23 protein-coding genes are annotated in these 23,853 nt (G+C 37.2%); 15 read left to right on the top strand and 8 right to left on the bottom strand.

The features are described from left to right. Positions 1–24: 24 nt before the first annotated feature. Entirely contained in the window at positions 25–1,281 is a 1,257-nt protein-coding gene (locus PT287_RS02210) for an MFS transporter (protein ID WP_277132235.1), read from the bottom strand. Positions 1,282–1,410: 129 nt separating this feature from the next. Between PT287_RS02210 and PT287_RS02205 the strand changes: the two genes are divergently transcribed. Beyond that, positions 1,411–2,253, top strand: a complete 843-nt coding sequence (locus PT287_RS02205; RefSeq protein WP_277132234.1) for an Rgg/GadR/MutR family transcriptional regulator — start codon at positions 1,411–1,413, stop codon at positions 2,251–2,253. An 8-nt stretch (positions 2,254–2,261) separates the two neighbouring features. Here PT287_RS02205 and PT287_RS02200 read toward each other — a convergent pair whose 3' ends face one another. After that, positions 2,262–4,271: a DNA topoisomerase gene (locus PT287_RS02200; RefSeq protein WP_277132233.1), complete on the bottom strand. Its 2,010-nt coding sequence runs from the start codon at positions 4,269–4,271 to the stop codon at positions 2,262–2,264. 926 nt (positions 4,272–5,197) lie between these two features. On the opposite strand from PT287_RS02200, the gene PT287_RS02195 reads away from it, so the two are divergent. After that, on the top strand, positions 5,198–5,353 hold the full coding sequence (locus tag PT287_RS02195; RefSeq protein ID WP_277132232.1) for a hypothetical protein: 156 nt from the start codon (positions 5,198–5,200) through the stop codon (positions 5,351–5,353). 70 nt (positions 5,354–5,423) lie between these two features. On the opposite strand, the gene PT287_RS02190 is transcribed toward PT287_RS02195, so the two are convergent. The 3 genes from PT287_RS02190 to PT287_RS02180 form a co-directional block, all read right to left on the bottom strand. After that, complete coding sequence (locus PT287_RS02190) at positions 5,424–5,657, bottom strand: helix-turn-helix transcriptional regulator (protein ID WP_277132231.1); 234 nt, start codon at positions 5,655–5,657, stop codon at positions 5,424–5,426. A 4-nt stretch (positions 5,658–5,661) separates the two neighbouring features. Continuing rightward, on the bottom strand, positions 5,662–5,889 hold the full coding sequence (locus tag PT287_RS02185; protein WP_277132460.1) for a type II toxin-antitoxin system RelE/ParE family toxin: 228 nt from the start codon (positions 5,887–5,889) through the stop codon (positions 5,662–5,664). Positions 5,890–6,338: 449 nt separating this feature from the next. Next, on the bottom strand, positions 6,339–7,598 hold the full coding sequence (locus PT287_RS02180) for an MFS transporter (protein WP_277132229.1): 1,260 nt from the start codon (positions 7,596–7,598) through the stop codon (positions 6,339–6,341). A 117-nt stretch (positions 7,599–7,715) separates the two neighbouring features. Between PT287_RS02180 and PT287_RS02175 the strand changes: the two genes are divergently transcribed. The 4 genes from PT287_RS02175 (at position 7,716) to PT287_RS02160 (ending at position 10,259) form a co-directional block, all read left to right on the top strand. Further along, complete coding sequence (locus PT287_RS02175; protein WP_277132227.1) at positions 7,716–8,558, top strand: Rgg/GadR/MutR family transcriptional regulator; 843 nt, start codon at positions 7,716–7,718, stop codon at positions 8,556–8,558. A gap of 129 nt (positions 8,559–8,687) precedes the next feature. Further along, positions 8,688–8,801, top strand: coding sequence for an XRE family transcriptional regulator (locus PT287_RS02170; protein ID WP_277132225.1), 114 nt, complete (start codon positions 8,688–8,690; stop codon positions 8,799–8,801). A 20-nt stretch (positions 8,802–8,821) separates the two neighbouring features. After that, positions 8,822–9,529 carry a hypothetical protein gene (locus PT287_RS02165; protein WP_277132224.1) on the top strand — a complete coding sequence of 236 codons (708 nt, stop codon included), beginning with the start codon at positions 8,822–8,824 and terminating at the stop codon, positions 9,527–9,529. A 487-nt stretch (positions 9,530–10,016) separates the two neighbouring features. Then, positions 10,017–10,259 (top strand): hypothetical protein, encoded by a 243-nt coding sequence (locus PT287_RS02160; protein WP_277132222.1) that lies wholly within the window; start codon positions 10,017–10,019, stop codon positions 10,257–10,259. Positions 10,260–10,332: 73 nt separating this feature from the next. Here the strand turns inward: PT287_RS02160 and PT287_RS02155 are convergent, their stop codons facing one another. Beyond that, positions 10,333–13,323: a TIM-barrel domain-containing protein gene (locus PT287_RS02155; protein ID WP_277132220.1), complete on the bottom strand. Its 2,991-nt coding sequence runs from the start codon at positions 13,321–13,323 to the stop codon at positions 10,333–10,335. A 154-nt stretch (positions 13,324–13,477) separates the two neighbouring features. Here PT287_RS02155 and nagA point away from each other — a divergent pair, with 154 nt between their 5' ends. Next, complete coding sequence (gene nagA, locus PT287_RS02150; protein ID WP_277132218.1) at positions 13,478–14,632, top strand: N-acetylglucosamine-6-phosphate deacetylase; 1,155 nt, start codon at positions 13,478–13,480, stop codon at positions 14,630–14,632. A gap of 59 nt (positions 14,633–14,691) precedes the next feature. Here nagA and PT287_RS02145 read toward each other — a convergent pair whose 3' ends face one another. Both PT287_RS02145 and PT287_RS02140 read right to left on the bottom strand, forming a co-directional pair. After that, the gene (locus tag PT287_RS02145) at positions 14,692–15,168 is read right to left on the bottom strand and encodes a nucleoside 2-deoxyribosyltransferase (RefSeq protein ID WP_277132217.1); all 477 of its coding nucleotides are present in this window, start codon (positions 15,166–15,168) and stop codon (positions 14,692–14,694) included. Positions 15,169–15,187: 19 nt separating this feature from the next. Next, positions 15,188–15,988, bottom strand: coding sequence for a tyrosine-protein phosphatase (locus tag PT287_RS02140; protein WP_277132216.1), 801 nt, complete (start codon positions 15,986–15,988; stop codon positions 15,188–15,190). Positions 15,989–16,131: 143 nt separating this feature from the next. On the opposite strand from PT287_RS02140, the gene PT287_RS02135 reads away from it, so the two are divergent. The 8 genes from PT287_RS02135 (at position 16,132) to phnE (PT287_RS02100) (ending at position 23,792) form a co-directional block, all read left to right on the top strand. Continuing rightward, entirely contained in the window at positions 16,132–16,611 is a 480-nt protein-coding gene (locus tag PT287_RS02135; protein WP_277132214.1) for a universal stress protein, read from the top strand. A 273-nt stretch (positions 16,612–16,884) separates the two neighbouring features. Further along, positions 16,885–17,814 (top strand): phosphate/phosphite/phosphonate ABC transporter substrate-binding protein, encoded by a 930-nt coding sequence (locus tag PT287_RS02130; protein WP_277132212.1) that lies wholly within the window; start codon positions 16,885–16,887, stop codon positions 17,812–17,814. 254 nt (positions 17,815–18,068) lie between these two features. After that, positions 18,069–19,004 (top strand): phosphate/phosphite/phosphonate ABC transporter substrate-binding protein, encoded by a 936-nt coding sequence (locus PT287_RS02125; RefSeq protein WP_277132210.1) that lies wholly within the window; start codon positions 18,069–18,071, stop codon positions 19,002–19,004. A gap of 217 nt (positions 19,005–19,221) precedes the next feature. Next, positions 19,222–20,145 carry a phosphate/phosphite/phosphonate ABC transporter substrate-binding protein gene (locus PT287_RS02120; protein ID WP_277132208.1) on the top strand — a complete coding sequence of 308 codons (924 nt, stop codon included), beginning with the start codon at positions 19,222–19,224 and terminating at the stop codon, positions 20,143–20,145. Between the two features lie 317 nt (positions 20,146–20,462). Next, the gene (locus PT287_RS02115) at positions 20,463–21,389 is read left to right on the top strand and encodes a phosphate/phosphite/phosphonate ABC transporter substrate-binding protein (RefSeq protein ID WP_277132207.1); all 927 of its coding nucleotides are present in this window, start codon (positions 20,463–20,465) and stop codon (positions 21,387–21,389) included. A gap of 21 nt (positions 21,390–21,410) precedes the next feature. After that, the gene (phnC, locus tag PT287_RS02110; RefSeq protein WP_277132206.1) at positions 21,411–22,184 is read left to right on the top strand and encodes a phosphonate ABC transporter ATP-binding protein; all 774 of its coding nucleotides are present in this window, start codon (positions 21,411–21,413) and stop codon (positions 22,182–22,184) included. Then, on the top strand, positions 22,177–22,980 hold the full coding sequence (phnE, locus tag PT287_RS02105; RefSeq protein WP_277132205.1) for a phosphonate ABC transporter, permease protein PhnE: 804 nt from the start codon (positions 22,177–22,179) through the stop codon (positions 22,978–22,980). The genes phnC and phnE (PT287_RS02105) overlap by 8 nt, the downstream gene beginning before the upstream one ends. Then, the gene (gene phnE / locus PT287_RS02100; RefSeq protein ID WP_277132203.1) at positions 22,980–23,792 is read left to right on the top strand and encodes a phosphonate ABC transporter, permease protein PhnE; all 813 of its coding nucleotides are present in this window, start codon (positions 22,980–22,982) and stop codon (positions 23,790–23,792) included. Before phnE (PT287_RS02105) ends, phnE (PT287_RS02100) begins: the two co-directional genes overlap by 1 nt. The last annotated feature ends 61 nt before the right edge of the window (positions 23,793–23,853 follow it).

The following is a 23,853-nucleotide window of genomic DNA, read 5'->3' as shown; positions in this document are numbered from 1 at the left end:
TCTCGTCTTTTTTAGGTTAATGAGTTATTCTGCTGGTTGCATGTTTGCCTGTGCCTTTTTTGTCTTGTTCATTACGTAAAGAATAATGGCGAAGACAGTTACGCTAACGATGATTAAAGCAAATAGTGCGTAATTGATACCAATTGCACTGGCAATACTAGTGAAAATAGCAGTCATTAATGGGCCAGCAATTTGTAAAATTGTATTTAAAGCGCCAACTGATGAAGATAAAATCGTGCGGTCAACTGATGAAACAAGCCACTGCATCATCTTAGGACTGGCAACACCGGCAAAGAAACTAAGCAAGGTAATAAAAATTAAAGTAGCAATGATGTTTTTGTTGATAATGGCCAATGTGGTCCCTGCACTAATTATCGTATCAATTAATGAAATAACGAATAATGATGCTTTCTTAAAAATAATGGTGCCAATGGCGCTGCCAAGAGCAAAGCCGATTGAATCTACAGCTCCAATCAGGGCGATAGTAAAGGTATAAGTACCAATTAACATGCTCTTATTCCCAGCAACAACAATTGAAATCAGTGGCTCAAGAGTCATCAGGATACCGTTCAGTAAAGCAATAACTGAGATGACAGTTAGCAGACCGTTGGCCTTTTTAATTTGACTAAATGATGACTTAAGGGTGGTAAAAAAGCCTTGTTGATTAACCGCAACGTCTTCTTGGGGATGAGTTTTAAGGTAATTATGACCTACACTGGCATAGAGCAGACCAGCAAACAGGAAGGTTAGTGCGTTGACGATTGCTAAGTTGGAATATGACAAGTACAGCAGTAAGACAGAGCCAACGAATTGGGCAACTGTTGAAATAATTTGTGAAATACCGTTGGTAAACCCCGTGGCTTCAGCTACCTCATTTTGCCCAACAAGATTGACGATTAGCGGGGTTGTTAATCCACCAGAGTACATTCCGGAAATATCAGAGATGAAGTTGATGCCAATGACAATCAGAATGAGATTCCAGCCAGCAATGTTAGTGACAAATAACAAGCCAACAATTAGATAAAGAATGAAGCGAATGATGGCTAGCCAAACAATCATTTTGAACTTGTTCTTAGTTCTGTCAGCGTAATAACCACTTAAACTTTCAATCAATCGCGGAATAGCTTCGGTAATTGAGATTAATGAGATGGCCAACGTATAATTATGCAATTTACTAGCATAGGTCATTAGTGCTAAGTAGAAGAGAATGTCGCCAGCACTTGATAGCCAGCTAGCAAATGATAATTTACGGTAATTTTTGTTTTTTAAGAAAATGCCCATGATTGATAACTCCTTTTTTCATTTAACATATATTTAGTATATTTGAGTTAAAATAGGAGAAAGCAAAAGTGTCGTATTTGATACAAAATGTCGTATTCGCAAGTTGATCAATTCAGGGAGTATCTGCCAGTGACTATTGGAGAGCTATTAAAAAAGTACCGCTTAAAGAGCTTAAAAACGCAAAAGGAGTGGGTTGGCGATATTGTCAGTCCATCTTATTATTCTAAAGTTGAGAAAAATGTTCATCGGATTACGGCGGAAGATTTGTTGTTGCTATTGAACCGCAATAATATTTCACCGGATAAATTTTTTAAGCAACTTAATCAGGATCAAGAAACAGATAAAGCACAGGAAAACCAACTGTTTAATTTAGCAGCGGAAGCAAATTATAAAAATTCAGTTGAAGACCTGCGTAAAATCAGACGAATGTTTAAAGAAAGCAATTTTGCAGATAAGGAAGATGATGTGGTCTACATTGATGCAGAAATTGCGGAATTAACGGATGAAAAGTTGCCGGCAGAAGAACAACAAGCCTTGAAACAATTGATTTTTAAGGTTGCAGATTTTGATGAAACAAGTCTGACCTTGTACTGCAATTACATGGGGCTGTTTGATATTGATAGTAATTTGATTATTTCTAAGAGAGTAGTTAAGCAGTTTATTCATTTTCCAAAGGTGAAGTTGCAGGCAATTACTCTGGGACTGATCACTAATTTAGTCATCCAGTGCATTGAGGAGCAACGTGAGGATGAGGCAGACTTCTTTATTGAGAATGCAGGCCAAGTTACAGTACTGCCGGAGACATTTTTTTCTAAAAATATCTTGCAATTCATGGTAAATATAATTATGTATCACCGAACTGGTGATGAAAAGTTGCTGGAGCAGTGTAAGGCCGTTATTGCCAATTTGGCATTTACGGGGATGACAGAATATAGTGAGGAACTGCAGAAATTTTATGTAAAGTATAAATAAGCATTCTGTTAGTTAAAGTCCGCCTTAAATCCTACGAACTGGTGGCCGTGGTAGGTTTGCTTAGCTAACTTACCAGTGATTGTCCGCTTATTTAAGACGAATGTAATTGACTTGCCGGCAAAAAGTTGCCGAAGTTCGCGCTCGTTAAAAGTATGTTTGCCCCAGGTTTGATTGATTGCGACATCTTTGCCACGCCAAGTTCCTGTAACTTTAGTCTTAGGCGTAAACGCATGCTTGTTAGCTGGTTGCAGTTTAGCTAGCTGAGGATTTTTTCTTAAATTGCCTGCATTCTTTTGCTCGATTAATAAGTCATGCTTAACAATTTGGTTAATCAAAAACGGCACGTTGCGATAATCAAATTTGCCCAATTTGACCATCTTCATCGTGTTTTGTAATTGCTCGGTAACTTGGGGAGAGGCAATGAAAGTTTGGTCGCACAAGATTGATTGGATTAAGCCGGGAAAGGTAAGCGAATATTTTTCCTTAGTATTTTTAATTAGCGCACCTTTGCCAGTTGAGATGTTGGCTAAAGTTTGCTCTTGAGTTGCCCCAGTACCAATTTTATCTTTTTTAAGAAAATCAATAATAAACCGGTGTGTTGGTGCCTTGGGCTTGGGATTATGGCCTTCGTAGACAAAGGGTTGAGCAGCTGGACCAAATGGTAAAACTTGCTTATCCTGTGTATCATTGAGGTCGTTTTCGTCAAAAATTAGTTTGTAATTCAACTCACGGGGTAAATTAATTGTGCAGGTGAATTTGGGATAGTCGGCAAGGTGAGCTCGTTCTTGGTCGTAAAGATAATCTTCGGCTAAAATCGCCAAAAAACTTTTGGCAACTGCTTTATAAATTGCCTGACCACATTTACCGAATTTTTGCGCGATTTCTGTTAGACTTCGCGGCACATTTAGACCGGGACGATTAGCGCCGTGGGTGGCATTTTTAGCTAAAAATTTCCGCCGAATTGTTGTGTGCGTTAGTAGCTTAGTGTCAATGTGAGTAACTTGAGCGATTTGCTTAACCAATGGCAGTAATTCTGCGAACTGCTCCTGCGTGATTTTGGTATCTTCTGTTCGAGGATAGGATAAAATTCCGGCTTCGTACATTTTTTGGTAAGTTGCAAGCACTTCTTTGGAAGCATAACCTTTTTTGCCGACTAAAATTGCAAGGTGACTTAGGTCAAGTAGGTCTGGTGGCGCTTGGTGTTTGGCAATTTTGTCGTCAACAACAATTGCGGAATCGTGGAAATTTAATAATTCTAGTTTAGCTTGCTCTGGTGTCATGAATTTGGCATTTTTAACTTGGGTAAAAGTATTCTGGTTGGCATCATGAAAGCGTACTTCGTAATAGGACTTTTTTACGTAATTTTGCCGAGCTGTCTCTTGCTGGTAAACCTGATTAACAATTGTTGACTTGAGGCGTCCTAAACGCAAAGTCTTGGGTTGAAACCCAGCTTGTCTGGCAATAATTAAGGCAATGCGCGACAGCTGCATTGAGGCAAAGTCGAAACGTTCGCGCCCAGTTGCTTCTAAGAACTCGCCCTGCTGGTATTGATTAGTGACGTCGATTTTTTGTAGCAAGGCCTTTTTGATGTTAGCTCTTGTTTCATCAGCAAAACGAATACGAAAAACTTGCTTGTGCCAGTTAATAGCGTTAACAATTTCCCAGCCTAGCAAGTCACCTTCGCCCGACGGATCATCATCAGTTGCAATTACAATCGCATCACACTTTTGGGCGGCATGTTTAATATTAGTCAAGGTCTTTTGCATACCAGGGATGACCTCTTTTTCCCAAGTGAAGTCGAGCAAGTTCCACGGATAATTGCTCAAGTCGTGCCAGTCACTGTATTTGGCGGCTTTATCCTGAGCGACCATTTCATGTGGCTCCTTGAATTGTAAAAGATGGCCGTGAGCGTGGACAATTTGGTAGCTGTCATGATTGAAGCTGCCACTCAGACCGCCTAATGCCTTGGCAAAATTCTTCGCCGCACTAGTTTTTTCTGTTAAAAGTAAAAGTTTCAAAGTAATCAGTTCCTTGCTAAAGATAAAATTGTGGGCAAACTCTTGTTTGGCCTAATTAGTATATCTTGTATTTAGCAAATGAACAAATTTATTTTAGGATAAGAAAATTGCAAAAAGCACGGTTAACTAATAGTGAGAATAAATTATTAAAGCTATATTTTCATATAAGGAAAGACGACCAACTGTGTCCATCAATGCCTCTTGACTAAGACAGAGCACATTCTCGAAAAACTCATTGAATTTTTCGAGAATTTACTCAAGTAGAACATCAAAGCAACTCAGGGAAACCTGGGCTGTTTTTGTATAAAATTAAAAATAAAAAAGCGATCCGTTGGGATCGCTCAGCCGGCTTGCGATTGATTAGGTCGCATGCACGCTTACATGGATGATTAGCCATGCACTACTATTCTTAATTTCATTATATCATATACTGCTTGATTTTGATAAAATTAATTTGTACGCTTTTGGCGCACCTTCTTGAAGGACTGATTATCTTTCAAGTTAAGGAGGTGAAGAAGATGATTAGTCAGATCGTACTACTATTCTTACTATACGCTGTGCTTTCAAAAGCTGAGCAGATGTTGAATGACATTCTTGCCATACTCGACAAACTACTCAAGTAGTATAGGAAAAGGCGCAAGATTTCTTGCGCTTTTTTTAATTGGTTTAATTATATTGTAGTAGTCATATTAATATTGGAAGTCATATAATTTTTAGAAAACTAGGTAATTAATAATAATTTAGCAGATAAAAAAAAGCGATCCGTTGGGATCGCTCAGCCGGCTTGCAAGCAATTAACTTGCAGAGCACGTTTTTGTACATGATAAATATGTACTTCTATAATTCTTAAATTAAGTATAACACTAATTGAGATATGTTAAAATTAATTTGTACGTTTTTGATCCTCCTTGAAAGGAGGTGAAAACATGATAAAAAACGTGCTTTCTATAATTCTTATTTGTTTACTACTAACGGAGCTAACGCCTGCTTTGCGGGCTTTAGGTGCGGATTTGGATAAATTAGCGAATTTGCTCGACAAAATAGCTGATTTACTCAAAGAAATTCTACGGATTTTCAAGTAAAACAAACAAAATAGCTCAGGTTTTCCTGGGCTATTTTTGTTTTTAATTTTGGTCTGCTTTTTTCGATTGATTAAGCTGAAACCAATCCATTTGCATACCGATTTAATGTTACTAATGTTGGTACAGAATCTAACATTTCCAATTTAGCTAATTGTGGCTGCTTCATGCCAATTCTTTCCGCAAATACTGTTTGTGGAATATTACGCTTAATCCTTTCAGCACAAAGTTTAGCTAACGTGTCAATAATTACCTTTTCATCTTCTGAAATAGACGAAAAACTACTCTCAATATCATTAAGTTTCATCTAATCACTGCCTTTCTAGCCAATTTTCTAAAAGACTAATTGCTCGTTCAACTTGCTTCTTATCAGCTTTATTCTGCTTTTTTGTATAGTGGGTTAACAAGATAAATTTATTTACATCGTAACTCGCATAAAAAATTCTATCCGGCAAAAGACGCAACTCCATAATGGGATATTTATAGCCCTTAAGAACCTTAGATTGTGGTGGTCTAATACCAGGTCCTAAAGCTTGCAGTAATTTTAACTAGCTAATTGAAAAATGCTCCGTAACTAGTTTATATCTAACTATTATGAGACACTTCAAAGTATAAATTGTTTTTATTTTATAAAAAGCCAATTTATAAGATAAAAAGCTAATGCTATTAATACTGCTAATTTAAGCTCAATAACAAATGCATAAAAATTAAAAACTAGTGAAAACCACATTACTATTGTGTATATAGCACATATGACTAAAAAGATTTTTTCACCAGTTATTTTTTTGTATAATTTCATTGGCTTCCTTATTGGTTTTTTCATTTTATTAATAGAATGTCTCTGGAAGATGCCATTTGTTAGGCACTTCTTCAGTACATTAGGTACTACTTTCTTTTATGTATAAATATATTATTATTTGCTATATTAAAATCAAGTATATTTATAATTATTTTTTGATGAACACTATTTATGGACAATTTATTTAATTTACTCTGCCGTTACCTCAACTTGTTTGTTATTTCTAGTTTTAAGCATAACAACTAATGTAATTAAAAATGTTACAGCACTGAGTGCTATTAAACCTATTAAGGCATAATTAAGACCGGCTGTACCAGCAATACTTGAAAAAATTGCATTTGTTAAAGGACCGGCGATGACAAGAATAGTACTAAGTGCTCCCATAGTAGATGCTAAAATTTTTCGATCAACTGACTGTACTAACCATTGATACAATTTTGGACTAGCAGTCCCGGCAAAAAAGCCAAGAATAGCACCGAAGATGAAGCAGGCAATTGAATTTTGCATAAGCATTGATCCGAGCATAAGGATACCTGAAATCGTATCAAGTAAGATGATAATAAATAATGATGTGTCCTTTAGTAGCTTAGTACCGATTGCACTCCCCAGTGCTGTACCAATAGAAACGACAGCTCCAAAAATTGCAATGGTAAAACTGAAGGTACCAATTAACATATTTTTATTAGCTGCAAAAGAAATTGAAATTAATGGTTCTAGTGCAGACAAAACGCCATTTAGCAATGCAACTACTATAACGATTGTTAGCAAGCCATGAGCTTGTTTAGCCTGATTAAATGAAGATTTAAAAGTTGCCAAGAAATTTTGATCGTTAACGGTTTGTAGTTCATCTTTAGCAGGTGTCTTTTCAATGTTTTTAGCAATATTAGCGTAGATTAAACCAGCTACTAAGAAGGTTAAGGCGTTAACAATTGCTAGAGAAGAATATGACATGAATAGCAGTAAAGCTGAGCCGACGAATTGTGCACCCATTGAAATTAATTGGGAGACGCCACCTGTGAATCCTTCTGCTACGGATACTTCATTTCCCCCAACTAAACCAACAATTAATGGTGTTTGCAAGCCACTGGAATACATGCCAGAAACATCAGAAAAGAAGTTAATAGCGATCACCAGTAATATTAAATTCCAGCCAGCAATGTTAGTGACGAATAATGCACCCACAATCATATATAGAATAAAGCGGATAATTGCCAAGCGAATAATAACTTGAAATTTATTTTTAGTGCGGTCAGCGAAGTAGCCGCCGATACTTTGAAGTAAATCAGGAACGGCTTCCATAATTGAAATTAATGACAAAGCTAAGGCGTAATTTTTAAGTTTACTAGCATAGGTCATTAATGCTAAGTAGAAAAGAATGTTACCAGCACTAGATAGCCAACTTGCAATTGTGAATTTACGATAATTTTTGTTCTTTAAAAAAATGTCCATAATTTTTCTCCTTTATTTAATCTTGTATTCATTATATTTTGGCTATAATAAAAGTAGAGAAAAGTGTCATATTTGACAATAAGTAATCATATCTGACAATTTGAGGGAGAAGTAATAATGACAATTGGTGAATTGCTTAAGGATTATCGTATTCAGCAAAAGAAAACGCAAAAGGAATGGGCTGGAGATGTAATAAGTTCATCATTTTGTGCTAAAGTGGAAAAAAATTTAAGTAGAATTTCAGCAGAAGACTTGGTGGATTTGCTGCATGCTAATAAAGTTCCATTAATTAATTTTTTTAGCAAATTAAATCAGGGAGATCAATCATTACATCAACAGGAAGAAGAAATAGATCAATTTATTACAGAAGCATATTATCAAAATTCGAAGGAAGAATTACAGCAAATTCGAAAAATTGTTTCGGAAAGTGATTTACCCGATAAAGAAGATAAAATACTTGCAATTGATGTATATATCGCAATAGGCAGTAAAAGTATTGATAGTCTAGATAAAAAAACAATAAAAAAGATAAAGGAAAAAGTATTTAATATTTCAAACTTTAATGAAGAAAACTTAATTGTGTATTGCAATTTTATGAGCTTTTATGATTTGGATAGTAATTTGTTTATATCAAAGAAGATAATAAAGCAATTTCGAAGTACCAATGAAGAAAAAATACAAAAAGTAATCTTAGGTATAATTGTGAATATGCTTGTTTTTTGTATTAGAAATGGGCAATTTGAAAAAACTGAATTTTATATTAATAGTGCAAATTTGATCACTATAAAGCCAGAAATATTTTTTTACAAGATGGTAATATCAGCCTTGAAAGACATCGTTAAGTATCATTTCGATCAAAATGAACAACATCTTGATGAGGTAAAAGAAATAGCAAAGACTATAAAAATTGTTGGAATGGAAAGTTATGGTAAGGAGCTTGAAGAGTTTACAAATAACTAAAGAGAGTATTACGCGTTCATTCTCAGGTTATGCAAAAAGTGAAAAGTGATTGGAACTTAAATTGAATTTGTATAGATAATAAAATTTAGAAGTGTCATATTTGACAAAATTAAAAATGGAGGAGTAACAGTGACAATTGGCGAATTACTTAAGGATTACCGTATTCAACAAAAGAAAACGCAAAAAGAATGGGCTAGAAATATAATAAGTCCATCATTTTATGCTAAAGTCGAAAAAAAATAAGCAGAATCTCGGCGGAAGATTTGGTTGATTTATTGCATGCTAATAAAGTTCCATTAATTGATTTTTTTGGTAAATTAAATTATCAGGATCAATCTGTCCACGATGAAAATCAAGAAATTGATAAAATGATTGACGAAGCCTATTTTCAAGATTCTGTCCATGATTTACAACAAGTACGGAATTTTGTTGCTGAAAGCAAATTTCCAAATAAAGAAGATAAGTTAAATACAATCGATATTTTAATTGCAATGCTTAATAAAGATCTTTCTAGTATAGATAAAAACATTATAGATAAAATGAAAGAAAAAACTTTTAATATTTCGCATTTTAGTTCTGACAATTTAAATATGTATTGCAATCTTATGAGTTTTTATGATTTAGATAGTAACTTGGTAATTTCAAAAAGACTAGTAAAGCAATTTATTGGATCAAGTAGTATAAGAGTTCAAAAATTGGTCTTAGCTGTAATTATTAATATGATGATTTTATGTATTCGTAACAAAAGATTTGATGAAACAGAATTTTTTATTAATAGTGAGCAGCAAATAAAAACTAAACCAGATATATTCTTTTATAAGGCTATTGCTCCAGCCTTTGAAGACATCATCAAGTATCATTTCGATCAGAATGAGCAGTATCTTGATGAAGTAAAAGTAATCGCTGAAACTATTAAGATCGCTGGCATGCCAGAGTATGGTAAGGAGCTTGAAGAGTTTGCAAATAACTAAAGAAAGCATTACGCACTTATTTTCAGGTCATGATAGATAGTTTCTTTTTAGAATGCAAGAATATTTTGTTGAAGAATATAAATAAATGGCGAATATGACTAAAATTGTCAAATTTGCCATTTTTTTATTTAAATTGATTTTCTTTAATATACTAAGAATGTAAGTGATAAAGGATTATGGAAACAGTAAGAATGATTGAGAAGGGGAAAAGATTGAGTATATTTTTAATTATCATTCTGGCTTTAGAAGTATTACCGATTGAAAATTGGTTAGCAAAATGTAATTTGGAAATTATAATTCCGATATTTTTTAGTATTAGTTTAGCTCTAGTTTTTATTCTACCTGTACTAGGGTTTACTAAGATTCTTCATCTTTATGACTACATAATTGCATTTTGCGCATTTGTGTATGCTTGGCATCACTTCTTGAAGCGAATATAAAATAGCTAAACTTTTATGTATTGTGTAAAAATAGGGGAGAGATATTTATGAAAGATAAAAATAATTCTAAGAAAATGAAACGAATTATATTTTTTATATATCTTGTTTGCTTTGTACTAATTATGTCATTGTCAAATGTGTTTGATACTCAAATACTGAAATTAATTCGCAGTATAACTATCTTTAGCAAGCTTTCAGATCGCGCAATAAGATCTGTTTATCTTTTGGTTCCCATTACTGTTCTTGAGATGATTTACCAAAAAAGCATTAAATATTTTTCTGTAAAATAATTTGTACATAAAAATGCACCTCCAATTTAGCAGGTGCATTTTTTAGTTGAGATGTAATTTATTTAAGTATTATTTACTTCTTCGCTCTAAAAAAGATTACTTCACGAGAGGCAACTAGTGGTCCTGAAGCTTGATAAATTATTAGTCGAATTGCCTTTGCACGGACATCACGTAAGCCGATGACCTTATTTTTGCTATCAGCTTTCCACTTGAGGTGGTCGGCATAAGTAACATAATTAAAGCCGTCAGTTGATACGGCGACACTAATGTCAATCGGATCACAACAATGGTCAATATTATGAGGTACGAATGCCATTCGGCTTAGTTTTTCAATCTGATTAAAGGTAAAGGTCAATTCCAATGGCTTTTCTGGAGTTAGTGCCTGCGCTATTTGCCATTCACTTGCCAGCTTTAAGTCAGTTAGGTAGCTGAGTGGTTGTGCAGGATTACTAGGATAGTTGCTGATAACGTGAATGTCGCTAACGGCGTAATCAATTGCCGCATGCTTAGTGATCACGCCAAACGGGTCTGACCATTCGGAAACCTTATTACCTGCCGCATAACGCATGCGGATAATATAGCGTGTATTAGGCAATAACTCGTGGAAAGTAAAGCAGTTGCCAGTAATCCCTTCATACAAAAGACCATTGATTTCAATTTGAACAGCACCTTGTTTGGACCAAGCAAGTTCAAACGAATGCGCCGAGATTTTACTTGGATCAACAGCCGGTAATTTAGGTGAGGGCAGTAATCCATCGGTAATGGCATGAACTAAAACATTTTCACCATAAGTATAATTGTGAATTGTAATTTTAATCTTGCTGTTAGTGACATCGCGATTCGCCAACTTAATTTGCAATGTTGTTTGCTTAGCATCGTGGTACTGATTGAATTCGGGTACAGGATTGTAATTCGTATTGAAGAAAATACCTTCGCGAGCGTGGTTGAAGGCATCAATGGTGCCGTACTCCTGCAGCTTAATTATTTGATCATTGATTTTGACTTCAATTTGGTCAGGATAGGCATCACACATAATAGCTAAGTTAGTTGACTGCTCAACGTCAAATCCAGGATAGTTGCCCTTGACCGGATTAATAGTAATTGCTAAATTCCCGGCATTTTGATTGGTATCAATGCTAGTTTCACAATAATTATGATTAAAATCTGTCAAATCATCGTCATCGTAAACAATTGTTCTGCTTTGCCCTTGTGGATACAGAACGTAGTCACGTTTGCCCAAGTCAAATACACTGCCACCACGAACAAAGACGGGCAAGTGCCAAACTGGATAAGATAGATTATTGTAGACACGACCGCCAGCATACTTTTTGCCAGTAAACAGGTCAAGCCACATGGTTCGACTATCAGGTAGGTAAAGATTGTCCTTGCGTGAGTCGCCGTTTTCATCCTCACGACCGTTAGTAATTGGAGCAATTAATAGATTGCTGCCCAGCATAAATTCGCTGCTAAATTGTTCAGTATAATTACTGCGCTCATCAGGGAAGGCGATAAATAGTGGCTGCACAATCGGATTACCAGCCTGAGCTTGATGATTAAGGGTATAGAGGTAGCTTTGCAATTGTGCTCGCAGAATTGAATAGGAACGATTGATTTCCGTTACTCTTTTATTATAAGCAAACGGTGTTTTACTAAAATTGCCTTGATCATCAAGACTAAATAGCAGCGGCGTAAAACTCTTCCACTCAAAATCGCGGACGCTGATCTGAGCATTACCACCGCCAGTAGTACCATCAACGGCAGCACCAACAAGCGGTTGTCCAGAAAGGTTACTACCGATAAAGCCGGCAACTTGCGTAGCGATGTTTTCCCAATTGCCACCAATTGCACCAAAGGCTAGGGCTGCTGTCTTTTGCATCCCTTGGCAACCAGTATTTTGCAAAACAAGCGGCTTTTTGCGTTGTAAAGCATTACTTAAGAGAGTACGGTCGTTAGTTGCGTGATTGGCAGTTAGAGTAAAGGCAGCCTGCTCTGGTAATTCTGACAAGCTGTCATCATGCCAGAATCCGGGCGTAACATCTTGGTTTTGCGCATACTCGTTAAAGTAGTTAAGAGCATCAACTGGTGGGTTGGTCACGCCATAATTCGGTACAAACCAACTGAGTGGAAAGTGTAATGTTTTGTACCGGTCAAGCATGGCCCGCGCTGAAAAGTGGTAGTCTTCTTCACCATTAAGTGAAGCTCTGCCGGCCGCCTTGTCCGTGTCGCTTGTTCGGGTGTAATAGTTGTTGCCGAACTTGCTGGCATTACGTTCTTTGGTTTCACTAGGCTGCCATAAGGTTGTACAGAAGTTGCCAACGTGCCCTAAGCCCAACGTATATTTTGGTAACATCATTGGCTTACCAGTTAGCGCATAATATTTGGCTAAAATAGCTTGCGGCGTGTCGCCAATAATATAAAAATTATCAAAAATACGATCTTGGTGACTGATTGTGGTTAAGCCGCTGTTATTCACGCCAAAGTCATAGCTGCCGCTTGAATAAGTGTTGCGCAATTCCCCGTAACCAGCATTGGACCAGAAAAACGGCACTTGAGTAATAACGCCGCCCTTGCCGGTAATGTGATCACTCTTGATGGCGATTTTACGTCCCTTGTGACTAAAGTAACCATTTTGCAGACCGCCGCCAAAGTAAAATTCGTTTTTGTTTTGCTTTAAAAATTCACGGGTTTGGTTAGCTGCTAATTCAAGCGGTTGTGCCTGCTTCATCCGGGTGCGGTGCAGTGTTTCATCAAAGATACTCATCACAGCTGGTTTTTGCGCAAAAATAACTTGGTAATTGCCCGCTTGGATAATTAGTGAGTCGCTGGTTGCGCGTACTTGTGAATGCTCAAAAGATTCATTACTAAAATTAAGCTGAAGCGCTGACGTTTGCTCTGCTGCGGAATCGGTATTTGGATTAAGCACAAAGCGAAAAATACCGTCAGCTAAAACATAAAATTGCGCAACTTCGCCGGTTGCGTAATGCAATTCATAATAATTTTCACATCTATTGGCGCCAGTTAATGCACCTAGTTGGTGTTTGCCTGTTTGCATATCATCTGTCATAATTTTTGCTTCCTATTTAATTTGCTTAATACCTATTATAACTAAAAAAACAAGTTTTTCTGTAGTATTTGTGATTAAACTGGTTAATACCAATTTAATGGTTTAAAATAAACTTATTATGACGAAGTGAATTTTGGTAAAAAAGGAGGAAATAATGTCTTATTATATTCACGCTGATAAATTTTTTATGGAAAATATAACTACCCAAGGAGGCTATCTTGAAATCCAAGATAACGGGCAGTTTGGCTTTTATTATTCAGAACAAGAAAAACCAGAGGGTAAGATTGTTGATTATTCTGGCAAGTTGATTGCTCCGGGATTAGTTGATACTCACGTTCACGGCTCACTTAAAGAAGACGTGATGAAGAGTGACTGGGCAGGAATTAATCGCTTGTCTGAAGGCTTTTTGCAATCTGGCGTTACCAGTTGGCTGCCAACAACTTATACTGCTGGTGCTGATACGCTAATGCGCATTTGTCGGATGTTTGGCGACCATCAGGGTGAAGAAACAGGTGCTAAAATCCAAGGTTTACACTTTGAAGGACCTTACTTTACTGCTGAACATGCTGGTGCTGAAAATCCAAAATATTTGCTTGATCCAGATATTAATCAGTTTAATAAGTGGCGGGATGAGTCACATGGCATGCTTAACAAAATTTCTCTTGCTCCTGAACGTAAGGGCACTAGAGAATTTATTCGCAGTGCGGTCAAAGAGGGCGTTGTCGTTTCTTTAGGACACTCAAGTGCTAACTTTGAGCAAGCTGCGGCTGGAATTGAAGACGGCGCAACCATGTTTACTCATACATTTAACGGGATGCCAGATCCGTCGCATCATGCGCCATCAATTTCTAATGCGGCAATGGCAATGCACAATGTGACCGATGAGCTAATTTGTGATGGTCACCATGTTAAAAAAGAAATGGTGCGCGCTTTAGTTCAATTAAAGGGCGCTGAACATATTGCCCTGGTTACTGACTGTATGGAAGCTGGAATGATGCCTGATGGTGACTACATGCTAGGTGAATTACCGGTTTATGTTCAAGATGGAATGGCTCGGTTAAAGAGCAACGATAATTTAGCCGGCAGTATTTTGCAATTAAAGACAGCCGTTAAAAACGTTGTTGACTGGAACGTGGCAACTCCTGAAGAGGCAATTATGATGGCCTCTTATGTTCCAGCTAAGAGTGCTCATATTTTGGATAAGTGTGGTTCAATTGCACCAGATAAGGATGCAGACTTTATCGTGCTTAATCCAGACATGACTTTGAGCGAAACTTACTTAAGTGGTAAGTCACGCTACAAGGCATAATTTAAATAACAAGATAAAAAGGATTCTCAGTCGAGAATCCTTTGTTAGTAATATGCGTTTTAGTAAACAGCACCGTCATAAAAGTTGAAGCGTGGTTTATTAAAGTCGTAATCTTCTAGTTCGCTGAGCTTAATGGCGTTGTCGCAAACACCCCAGCTCATTAAGTTGATTGGCTTACCATAATCTTCATCAGGAATAACCAATAAAATATATTTGCCTTGACTCAAAGCGTAGCCCAGTTCCATTCCCAAGCCAACGTCTTCTTCTTCTGGCAAGTAAACACCTATCATGACGTCACTGGCTTTAATACCAATTAAGTCACCATGATAAGTTGCAGTTGCCCATTCGCGATCATGCAGATATTCTGGATGTTCTTCAACATTGATGCCTTTGTATTGGTGGTCCAATGGAACATAACTGTTTTCAAGGTCAATGGTTGGGTTGGCAGCTAAGGCTTTCATTGCTGCCTGATAAGCGTTGTTTTGCTTTTCGTTAAACCAGCCTGCACCAAAGTAAACGGTCTTTGTTTTAGTCATAAAAGGTCTCCTTTAACTATTATTTTAAGTAAATTTTACGTAACTTACTGATTTCCGCATCAGTTAATTTCATAATATCACGTAAGTAGTTATTCACGCTACCGTATTTTTCATTAATAGTTGTCAAGACATGTTCAATGTACTCTACGTGAACGGTTTGGAAGTCTTTTAAAATATTTAATGTTGCATCGTCGGCGCCATCTTCCTTAGCTTTTTCTAAAAAGCCTTTAACGAAGTCGGCAGTTGCAATATTAGTTAATAAATAATCCTTTTTGATAGTGTCAAGCGGAACACCAAGAACAGTTAAGATAAGCAGTGCACCAACCCCAGTTCTGTCTTTACCGGCAGTACAGTGGAAGATCAAGCTCTTGCCGTCTTCATCGTTTGCTAATAATAAGTCAAAGAAGTGGCGGTAAGCTTTTTGAGCAGCTTTACTGGTAATCATGTCGTCATAAGCAAACAACATGTGTTCAAAGCCTGCATGAGGATTCTTTTGCCCCTGCTTCATGACGTCTTCAATACTTCTAGAAGCATTGGTTAAGTCCTCGCTGAAGACAGGATCATAATCGTATTCTGCACCTTCAGGGATGCGGTCAGGTTCATGGTCAACTTCGGCTTGACTTCTGAAATCAACGATGTATTTAACGCCGTAGTCGTGTAAGAACTTAAGGTCAGTTGCATCTAAAGTACCCAAGTTAGCAGTTCTTAATAACTTGTGCATTTTAACGGTTTTACCATCAGTAGTTTTGTAGCCACCAAGTTCACGGAAGTTGCGGCCGCTTTTAACGCCGATTAATTGATTAGTTAAATTTTCTGTCATAAATTCCACCCTTTATCTTTTGACATTTACGTTCTATTTTAGCAATAAACTAAGGCGTAAACAATTATAAAAAAAGTAATTACTATCGAAAATATGTTAAAATTAGTGTTAAATAAAATAATATATTTCTAGAAGGTGAGTACATGAGTACGAAAAAAGACAGTATTTTAGTTCCAGTTGATGGTTCAGAATCAGCTGAAAGATCTTTTGATAAAGCAGTTAAGATTGCAATGACGGAAAATGCTCATATTGATGTTTTGAACGTGATTGACACTAGGCAGTTTTTGGGTGAGATGCAGGATACGCTAATTTCAGGCGATACTGTTTACCAGATGACGCAAGACACTGGTAAATATTTAAAGAGTTTGAAGCAATGGGCACATGATAACTTTGACTTTGATGATATTGATTATCATATTCGTTATGGTAGTCCGAAGGCAGTTATTTCCTATGACTTTATCAAGGATCACCACGATAATTTAATCATTATGGGTGCAACTGGCTTGAATGCAGTTGAGAGAATGTTGATGGGGTCAGTTACCGAATATGTTAACCAGCATGCGCTGGCTGATGTGTTAATTGTTCGCACTGATATTGACAACAACCCAATTAGGCAAAAATAACGGGTTGTTAGATAATCTTTTAATGGTTACGCTTTTATTTTGCTTAAATTTCTGCTATTATTTTTATGAATTAATTTTAGGTGAAAGAGGGCGACACATGATGCAAGGTAATTCTATGACAAGACGGATTAGTTTAGCGTTATTTGTGTTTACGGGAGCTCTTTTACAGGGAAAATTCATTCATTTACATAGTATGCTTATGAGGCTTAGCGTTAGTTACGTTTGTAATTAACGTTAAGTCTTTTTTATTCATGACACTTATAGGAGGTAATCATGAAGAAATTTAAAAAAGTATTAGTTGGTGCAGTGGCCGTGATGGGAATGTTTGCATTGACTGCTTGTTCAAATAAAAAAGAAACTAAGAGCAGCAATAATATGCCGAAATCACTGAATGTGCAGTTTGTTCCTAGTGATGCCTCTGGCCGAATGGGCGGTGAAGGTAAGCCACTTGAAAAGATGCTTTCTAAGAGACTGGGAATTCCTGTCCACGTAACAACTTCAACTGACAATAACGCTGAAATTGAGGCAATGAAGTCTAAAAAAGTTGATGTTGGCTTCTTAGCAGCTGGTGCTTATGTTCAAGCTCACCAACAAAAAGCCGCCGACGTTATTTTGCAATCAGAACGTTATGGGATTAAAGAGCCAGGTGGTACTTGGACTAAGAAGCTGGTTCACACTTTGCGTGCTGAAATTGTTGTCCGTAAAAAGTCAAACATCAAATCATGGAAAGATTTAAAGGGTAAGTCAATTTCGATTCAAAGTCCAACTTCGACATTAGGCTACATTACCCCAGTTGCAGAATTAAAGCAAAAGGGCTTAGACGTTACTAAAGACTGTAAGTTGGTAACGGTTAACGGTCATGATGCCGCCGTGCTAAATGTTTTAAGTGGTGATACTGATGCTGCCTTTGTGTTTGAAGATGCAAGAAACAAGGTTCTGCATGATGTACCAAATATCAAGGAAAAGGTAGTGCCAATTTACTTTACAACACCAATTCCTAACGATACGATTTCAGTTCGTCCAGGTATTCCACAAGCATTCCGGAAGAAGTTGGCCAAGGCCTTTATGGACATTAGTAAGACTAAAGATGGTCAAAAGTTAATTCAAAAGATGTATGACCAATATGGCTATCACTCTGCTAAAGATAGTGACTACAATATTGTTCGTAAATACAATAAAATTGCACAATCACTGAAGAAGTAGTGATTTACTATTGAGGCACCCGAAGCTCTAGGTGCTTTTTTATTCAATATAATCAGCCGTTAATTTTATGATATTCTCATAAAAGTATTATCAAATTTTTTTGGCGGAACTCGTTTTTTGTGTTATGCTTTCATATAACGAGCACAGTATATGATGGCTGTTCGCTTTTATTCAGGAATATTAACAAGGGCATGATGTGGTGTGGACGCATTATGCCCTTTTATATTCAGTTAGTTTTAGCCGTGGAGGGCAAGATGAAAAAATTAAAACAGGTGTTGTTGGGTATAGCCGTAATGCTAGTTGCAGTAGTAGCAACGGCTTGTTCGAATAAAAGTACAGGTGCTAATAGCAAAGACTATACGCCCAAATCATTAACGGTTGAATTTGTTCCAAGTATTGCAGCCAACAAGCTGGAAGGTCGAGCTAAACCTTTGGAAAAACTGTTGTCAGCCAAACTTGGCATTCCAGTTCACGTGTTAGTGTCAACCAGTGACAATGCCTTAATGGAGGCAATGAAGTCTAAGAAGGTCGATGTTGGCTTTTTACCACCAGATGGTTATGTTGTTGCTCATAAGCAAGGAGCAGCTGATGTTTTACTACAATCTGAACGTTTTGATATTAAGCAACCCGGTGGTCGTTGGGCCAAAACTCTGACCAAGTCATTTAGAGCGGAAATTGTTGCTAAGAAGGATTCAAAGATTAAAAGTTGGAAAGATTTGAAAGGTAAGTCAATTTCAATTCAGTCACCGACTTCAACTTCGGGTTACATTTATCCAATTGCCGAATTAAAGGAAAAAGGCTTGGACGTTCCTAAGAGTTGTAAGTTAGTCACTGTTACCGGTCATGACCAAGCTGTTTTGAATGTGTTAAATGGTGACACAGATGCGGCTTTTGTCTTTGAAGATGCGCGTAACAAGGTCTTAAAGGACTATCCTAAAATCATGAGCCAAGTTGTACCGATTTACTTTACTAAGGCCAGAATTCCGAACGATACTGTGTCAGTAGTTCCAAACATGTCAAAGAAGTTTAGAAAGAAACTTGCTAATGCCTTTATTGATATTAGTAAGACAAAAAAGGGGCACGCTTTGATTGAGAAAGTTTATGCTCATGAAGGCTATGTTCCCGCTAAAGATAGCGACTTTGATACGGTCCGTAAGTACGAAAAGATCGTTAAAGATATGCAAAAATAGTTATTAATTAAAGTTAAGTTGGATTAATTCCACTTGACTTTTTTGTTAATAAAAAGTTACCTAATCTCTTGCAATAATCCGAATATTTGTGTTACTATTCTTACATAACGATCATGATTTTATTTAGGCGCCGTGATCGCTGCGTTTTATTAACAATATTCAAGGGCATAGTATGAATGAGTCATACTATGCCCTTTTGTATTTTTGGGAGGTACTGATGAAGAAACTGAAGCAAGTGTTGATGGGTTTAGTATTAATGGTCTTGGCAGTTGGGCTAACAGCCTGCTCAAATAAGAGTACGAGTAAAAGCGAGGAACCTAAATCAATTAACGTGCAATTTGTTCCAAGTGTGGCTGCTAATAAACTGGAAGCGCGCGCAAAACCGATGGAAAAGCTGTTATCTAAGCAATTAGGTATTCCCGTTCATGTTTCAATGTCAACTGACTACAATGGTTTAGTTGAAGCCATGAAGTCTAAAAAAGTTCAAGTTGGTTTTTTACCATCTGATGCTTATATCATGGCGCATAAACAAAAGGCCGCTAACTTGTTACTTCAGGCAGAACGTTACGGTATTAAGCAGCCGAATGGTAAGCAGACTAAGCAGCTAGTTAAGTCTTATCGCGGTGAGATTGTCGTTAAAAAGAATTCTACAATTAAGAATTGGAAAGATTTAAAAGAAAAATCAATTTCAGTTCAAAATCCTACTTCTGACTCTGGCTATGTCTTTCCTGTAGCTGAATTAAAGCAAAAAGGACTAGATGTTACTAAGAAATGTAAATTAGTTACTGTTACTGGGTCTGATCAAGCTGTTCTTGATGTCTTAAACGGCGATACTGATGCTGCCTTTGTTTTTGAAGATGCACGTAATGATGTGCTAAAAGACGAACCGCAGATTATGAGTAAGGTAGTGCCAATTTACTTTACTAAGCGGATTCCTAACGACACAATTTCGGTTATTCCAAGTTTGCCTAAGTCTTTCCAAGAGAAGTTATCCAAGGCATTTATTGCAATTAGCAAGTCTAAGGAAGGCAAAAAGATTATCGAAAGTGTCTACAATCATGAGGGGTATGCCCCAGCTAAAGATAGTGATTACGACATTATCCGGCAATATAATAAGATTGTAGCGTCAACTAAGCAGTAAAAATAATCCATTCACTGAGGAAATAGCTAGTAATTTTTAGGTTGAAAATAGTTTTTTTAAAATAATTTTCTTTTCTAAACAACTAATTTCTGCTATTATTTAATAGAATGAATGCAATACGGTTGAAAGGGGAGTGAAGGTCATGCAAAAAGATGAACGACGCGTAGCGTTCATTGGTGTTTTTGCAGTTAAGACTTTTTGCTTTCTCGTAAATAGTTGTATTGTTCGTTTTTTAACCAAAAAAGTTATTGAAAGACTTAATATAATTCCCGTTTGTGCTGTTACATTAAGTCTTTTTTGATGTCTAGGAGGACATAATGAAGAAATTTAAGAAAGTGCTAGCTGGTGCTGCCGTTTTTTTAGTAGCGTTGATGGCAACTGCTTGCTCAGGTAAGAGTAAGAGTCAAGAAAGTTCCACCCCAAAATCTTTGAACGTTCAATTTGTCCCCAGTCAAGCTGCAACTAAGCTGCAAGCGCGGGCTAAGCCGTTAGAAAAGATGCTTTCTGATCGTTTAGGCATTCCGGTTCATGTTTCAATGTCAACAGACTACAACACTGTTGTTGAAGCCATGAAGTCTAAGAAGGTTGATGTTGGCTTTTTGCCACCAAACGGTTATATTTTGGCACACAAGCAAGGTGCTGCTGATGTTTTATTGCAAGCCCAAAGATATGGTGTTAAGCAACCGGGCGGGAAACCAACTAAAAACCTCGTTAACTTTTACCGGGCAGAAATTTTAGTTAGAAAAGACTCAAAGATTAAGAGTTGGAAAGATTTAAAGGGTAAGTCAATTTCAATTCAAAGTCCAACTTCTTCAGCAGGATATGTTTTCCCAATTGCTGAATTAAAGGAAAAGGGCTTAGATGTACCTAAGAGTTGTAAGTTAGTTACTGTTACTGGTCAAGACCAAGCAGTCCTAAACGTTTTAAACGATGATACTGATGCTGCTTTTGTCTTTGAAGATGCGCGGACAATCGTTCAAAAAGACAACCCCAAGATTATGAGCCAAGTTGTGCCAATTTACTTTACTAAAAATATTCCTAATGACACGATTTCTGTAGTTCCAAGCATGCCAAAGGCATTCCGTAAAAAGTTAGCTAATGCCTTTATTGATATTGGTAAATCTAAGAAGGGTAAGAAGATTATCGAAAGTATTTACACTCATGAAGGTTACGTTCCTGCCAAAGATAGTGACTTTGCCGTCGTTCGTAAATATGAAAAGATTATTGAGTCAACTAAAAAGTAAGATATATAAAGGAAGTATATAATGGCAGATTCTTCAGTTAAGCCAGTTATTGAATTAAAAAACGTTAAAAAAATTTATGGCAAAGACGTTGTTGGTTTAAAGGATGTCAATTTAACTATCAATAAGGGCGAATTTGTCGTTATTGTTGGTCTCTCTGGTGCTGGGAAGTCGACACTTTTGCGCTCCGTTAACCGCCTGATTGACATTACTGATGGTGATATTTTAATCAATGGTGAGTCAATTACCAAGGCTAGAGGCAAAGAGCTGCGGACTCTGCGGCGCAATATTGGGATGATTTTCCAGAGCTTTAATTTGGTTAAGCGTTCTAGCGTTTTGCGCAATGTTTTAACAGGGCGCGTGGGCTATTATTCTACTTGGAAGAGCACACTTAATCTATTTACTAAGGAAGATAAGCAACGCGCTTACGAGGCTTTGCAACAAGTTGACCTAGCTGATAAGGTTTATTCACGTGCTGATGAGTTATCAGGTGGACAGCAGCAGCGGGTAGCGATTGCGCGAGTTTTGACTCAAAATCCAGACATTATTTTGGCTGATGAGCCAACTGCCTCACTTGACCCCCAGACTTCACGTCGGGTAATGCAAGACCTTAAGATGTTAAACGAAAAGCATGGTATGACAGTTGTAATTAACCTGCACAGTGTGGAATTAGCCAAAGAATTTGGCAAGCGAGTTATTGGCGTTCGTGCTGGTGAAATTATCTATGATGGTAAGATGAGCGAAACGCCAGAGTCAACCTTTACCAAGATCTACAACGGTGGTGAGCAAGATGAGTAACACTGATAAGGAAGCACTCATGACTTTACCTAAGAAAAAGTTTAAGTTTTGGAACTTGATTTGGGTAATTGTCTTTATTGCTGGATTATTTATTTCAACAGATGTTACTCATACCGATCTTGGCGCTTTATTTGCTAACTTTAGTCAATTTACTGACATCTTTTTGCAAATGTTGCATCCAGATTGGGCATACCTTGGACCGATTATGCCATTATTGCTTGAAACAATTAAGATGGCAATCTTGGGAACGGTAATTGGTTCTATCTTGGCCTTCATCTATTCGCTGTTAATTGCGCGTAATATTGTTAAGAACAAGGCAGTTACCGGTATTTTGCGGGTAATTATGAATGTTGTCAGAACAGTGCCAGACCTATTATTAGGGGCAATCTTTGTTGCAATTGTCGGAATTGGTCCTGTTGCTGGTATCTTGGCCTTAGCTATTTGTACTTTTGGGATTGTTGTTAAGCTCTTTTATGAAGCAATCGAAACAATTGATCCGGGTCCAATCGAGGCTCTGACTGCTGTTGGTGCCAATAAATTGCAAATCATTGTTTTTGCTGTTTTACCGCAAGTCATTACTTACTTTATTTCTTATTGCTTGTATGCATTTGAAATTAACGTTCGGGCTTCAACTGTTTTGGGGTATATCGGTGCTGGTGGTATCGGCCTTTACCTGCAACAGACTTTGCAAGTCTTTGACTACGCTAAGACGGGGACGATTATCTTAGTTATCATTGTGGTCGTAGTTTTAATCGACTATGTTTCGTCTAAATCACGGGAGGCGTTGATGAAATAATGGATACTAATATGAAAAAATTACCTCCTCGCCCAGTTGATATGCAAAAGCGAATTTTGCATTGGGGCTTAGCCATCATTACTATTGCTCTTATTGCTTGGTCATGCACGGGAATGGATTTTGGCGGTATTAAAGCAACCGCTGGTCAGATTGCCGGTGCGATTTTTAACGGGATTTTTCACCCAGATTGGTCGTATATCTATAACGGCAGTGGTGAAGACCTAGTATCGCAGTTATGGCAAACTGTATGTATTGCCTTCTTAGGTACGTTTATTTCTGCAATTATTTCATTGCCATTTGCCTTTTGGGCAGCTCACACCAAACATAAAAAGTGGTATGTTTCACGGACTGGAAAGATTGTCTTGGCAATCATTCGGTCATTCCCTGAAATTGTCTTGGCTTTGATGTTTATTAAGGCAGTTGGCCCAGGCTCTGCCGCCGGTGTTTTGGCGTTAGGATTTCACTCAGTTGGGATGCTTGCTAAACTGTTCTCAGAAGCAATTGAGAACTTGGATGATGGTCCTAACGAAGCTGTAACGGCTGTAGGTGGTTCAAAAACTAACATTACAATGTTTTCAACTTTGCCTAACTTAATGCCAGCTTTGATTTCTAATACTTTGTATCGGTTTGATGTTTCAATTCGGTCGGCTTCAATCCTTGGTTTGGTTGGTGCCGGTGGTATCGGTTATCCGCTAATTATTGCATTGCAATATCGGCAATGGAACCGTGTCGGCATTATCTTGCTCGGAATTATTATCATGGTAATTGTGATTGATTGGATTTCCGGGATGATTCGCAAGAAGCTAGTTTAATAAAAAGATACTAAAAGAGTAGTGAAAAAATATTTATTCACTGCTTTTTTGTTATTTTGAA

The sequence above is a fragment of the Lactobacillus sp. ESL0679 genome (assembly GCF_029433515.1).
GTDB lineage: Bacteria > Bacillota > Bacilli > Lactobacillales > Lactobacillaceae > Lactobacillus.
The sequence above is the reverse complement of the archived record's forward strand: the minus strand, read 5'-3'. Positions and strand labels throughout refer to the sequence as shown.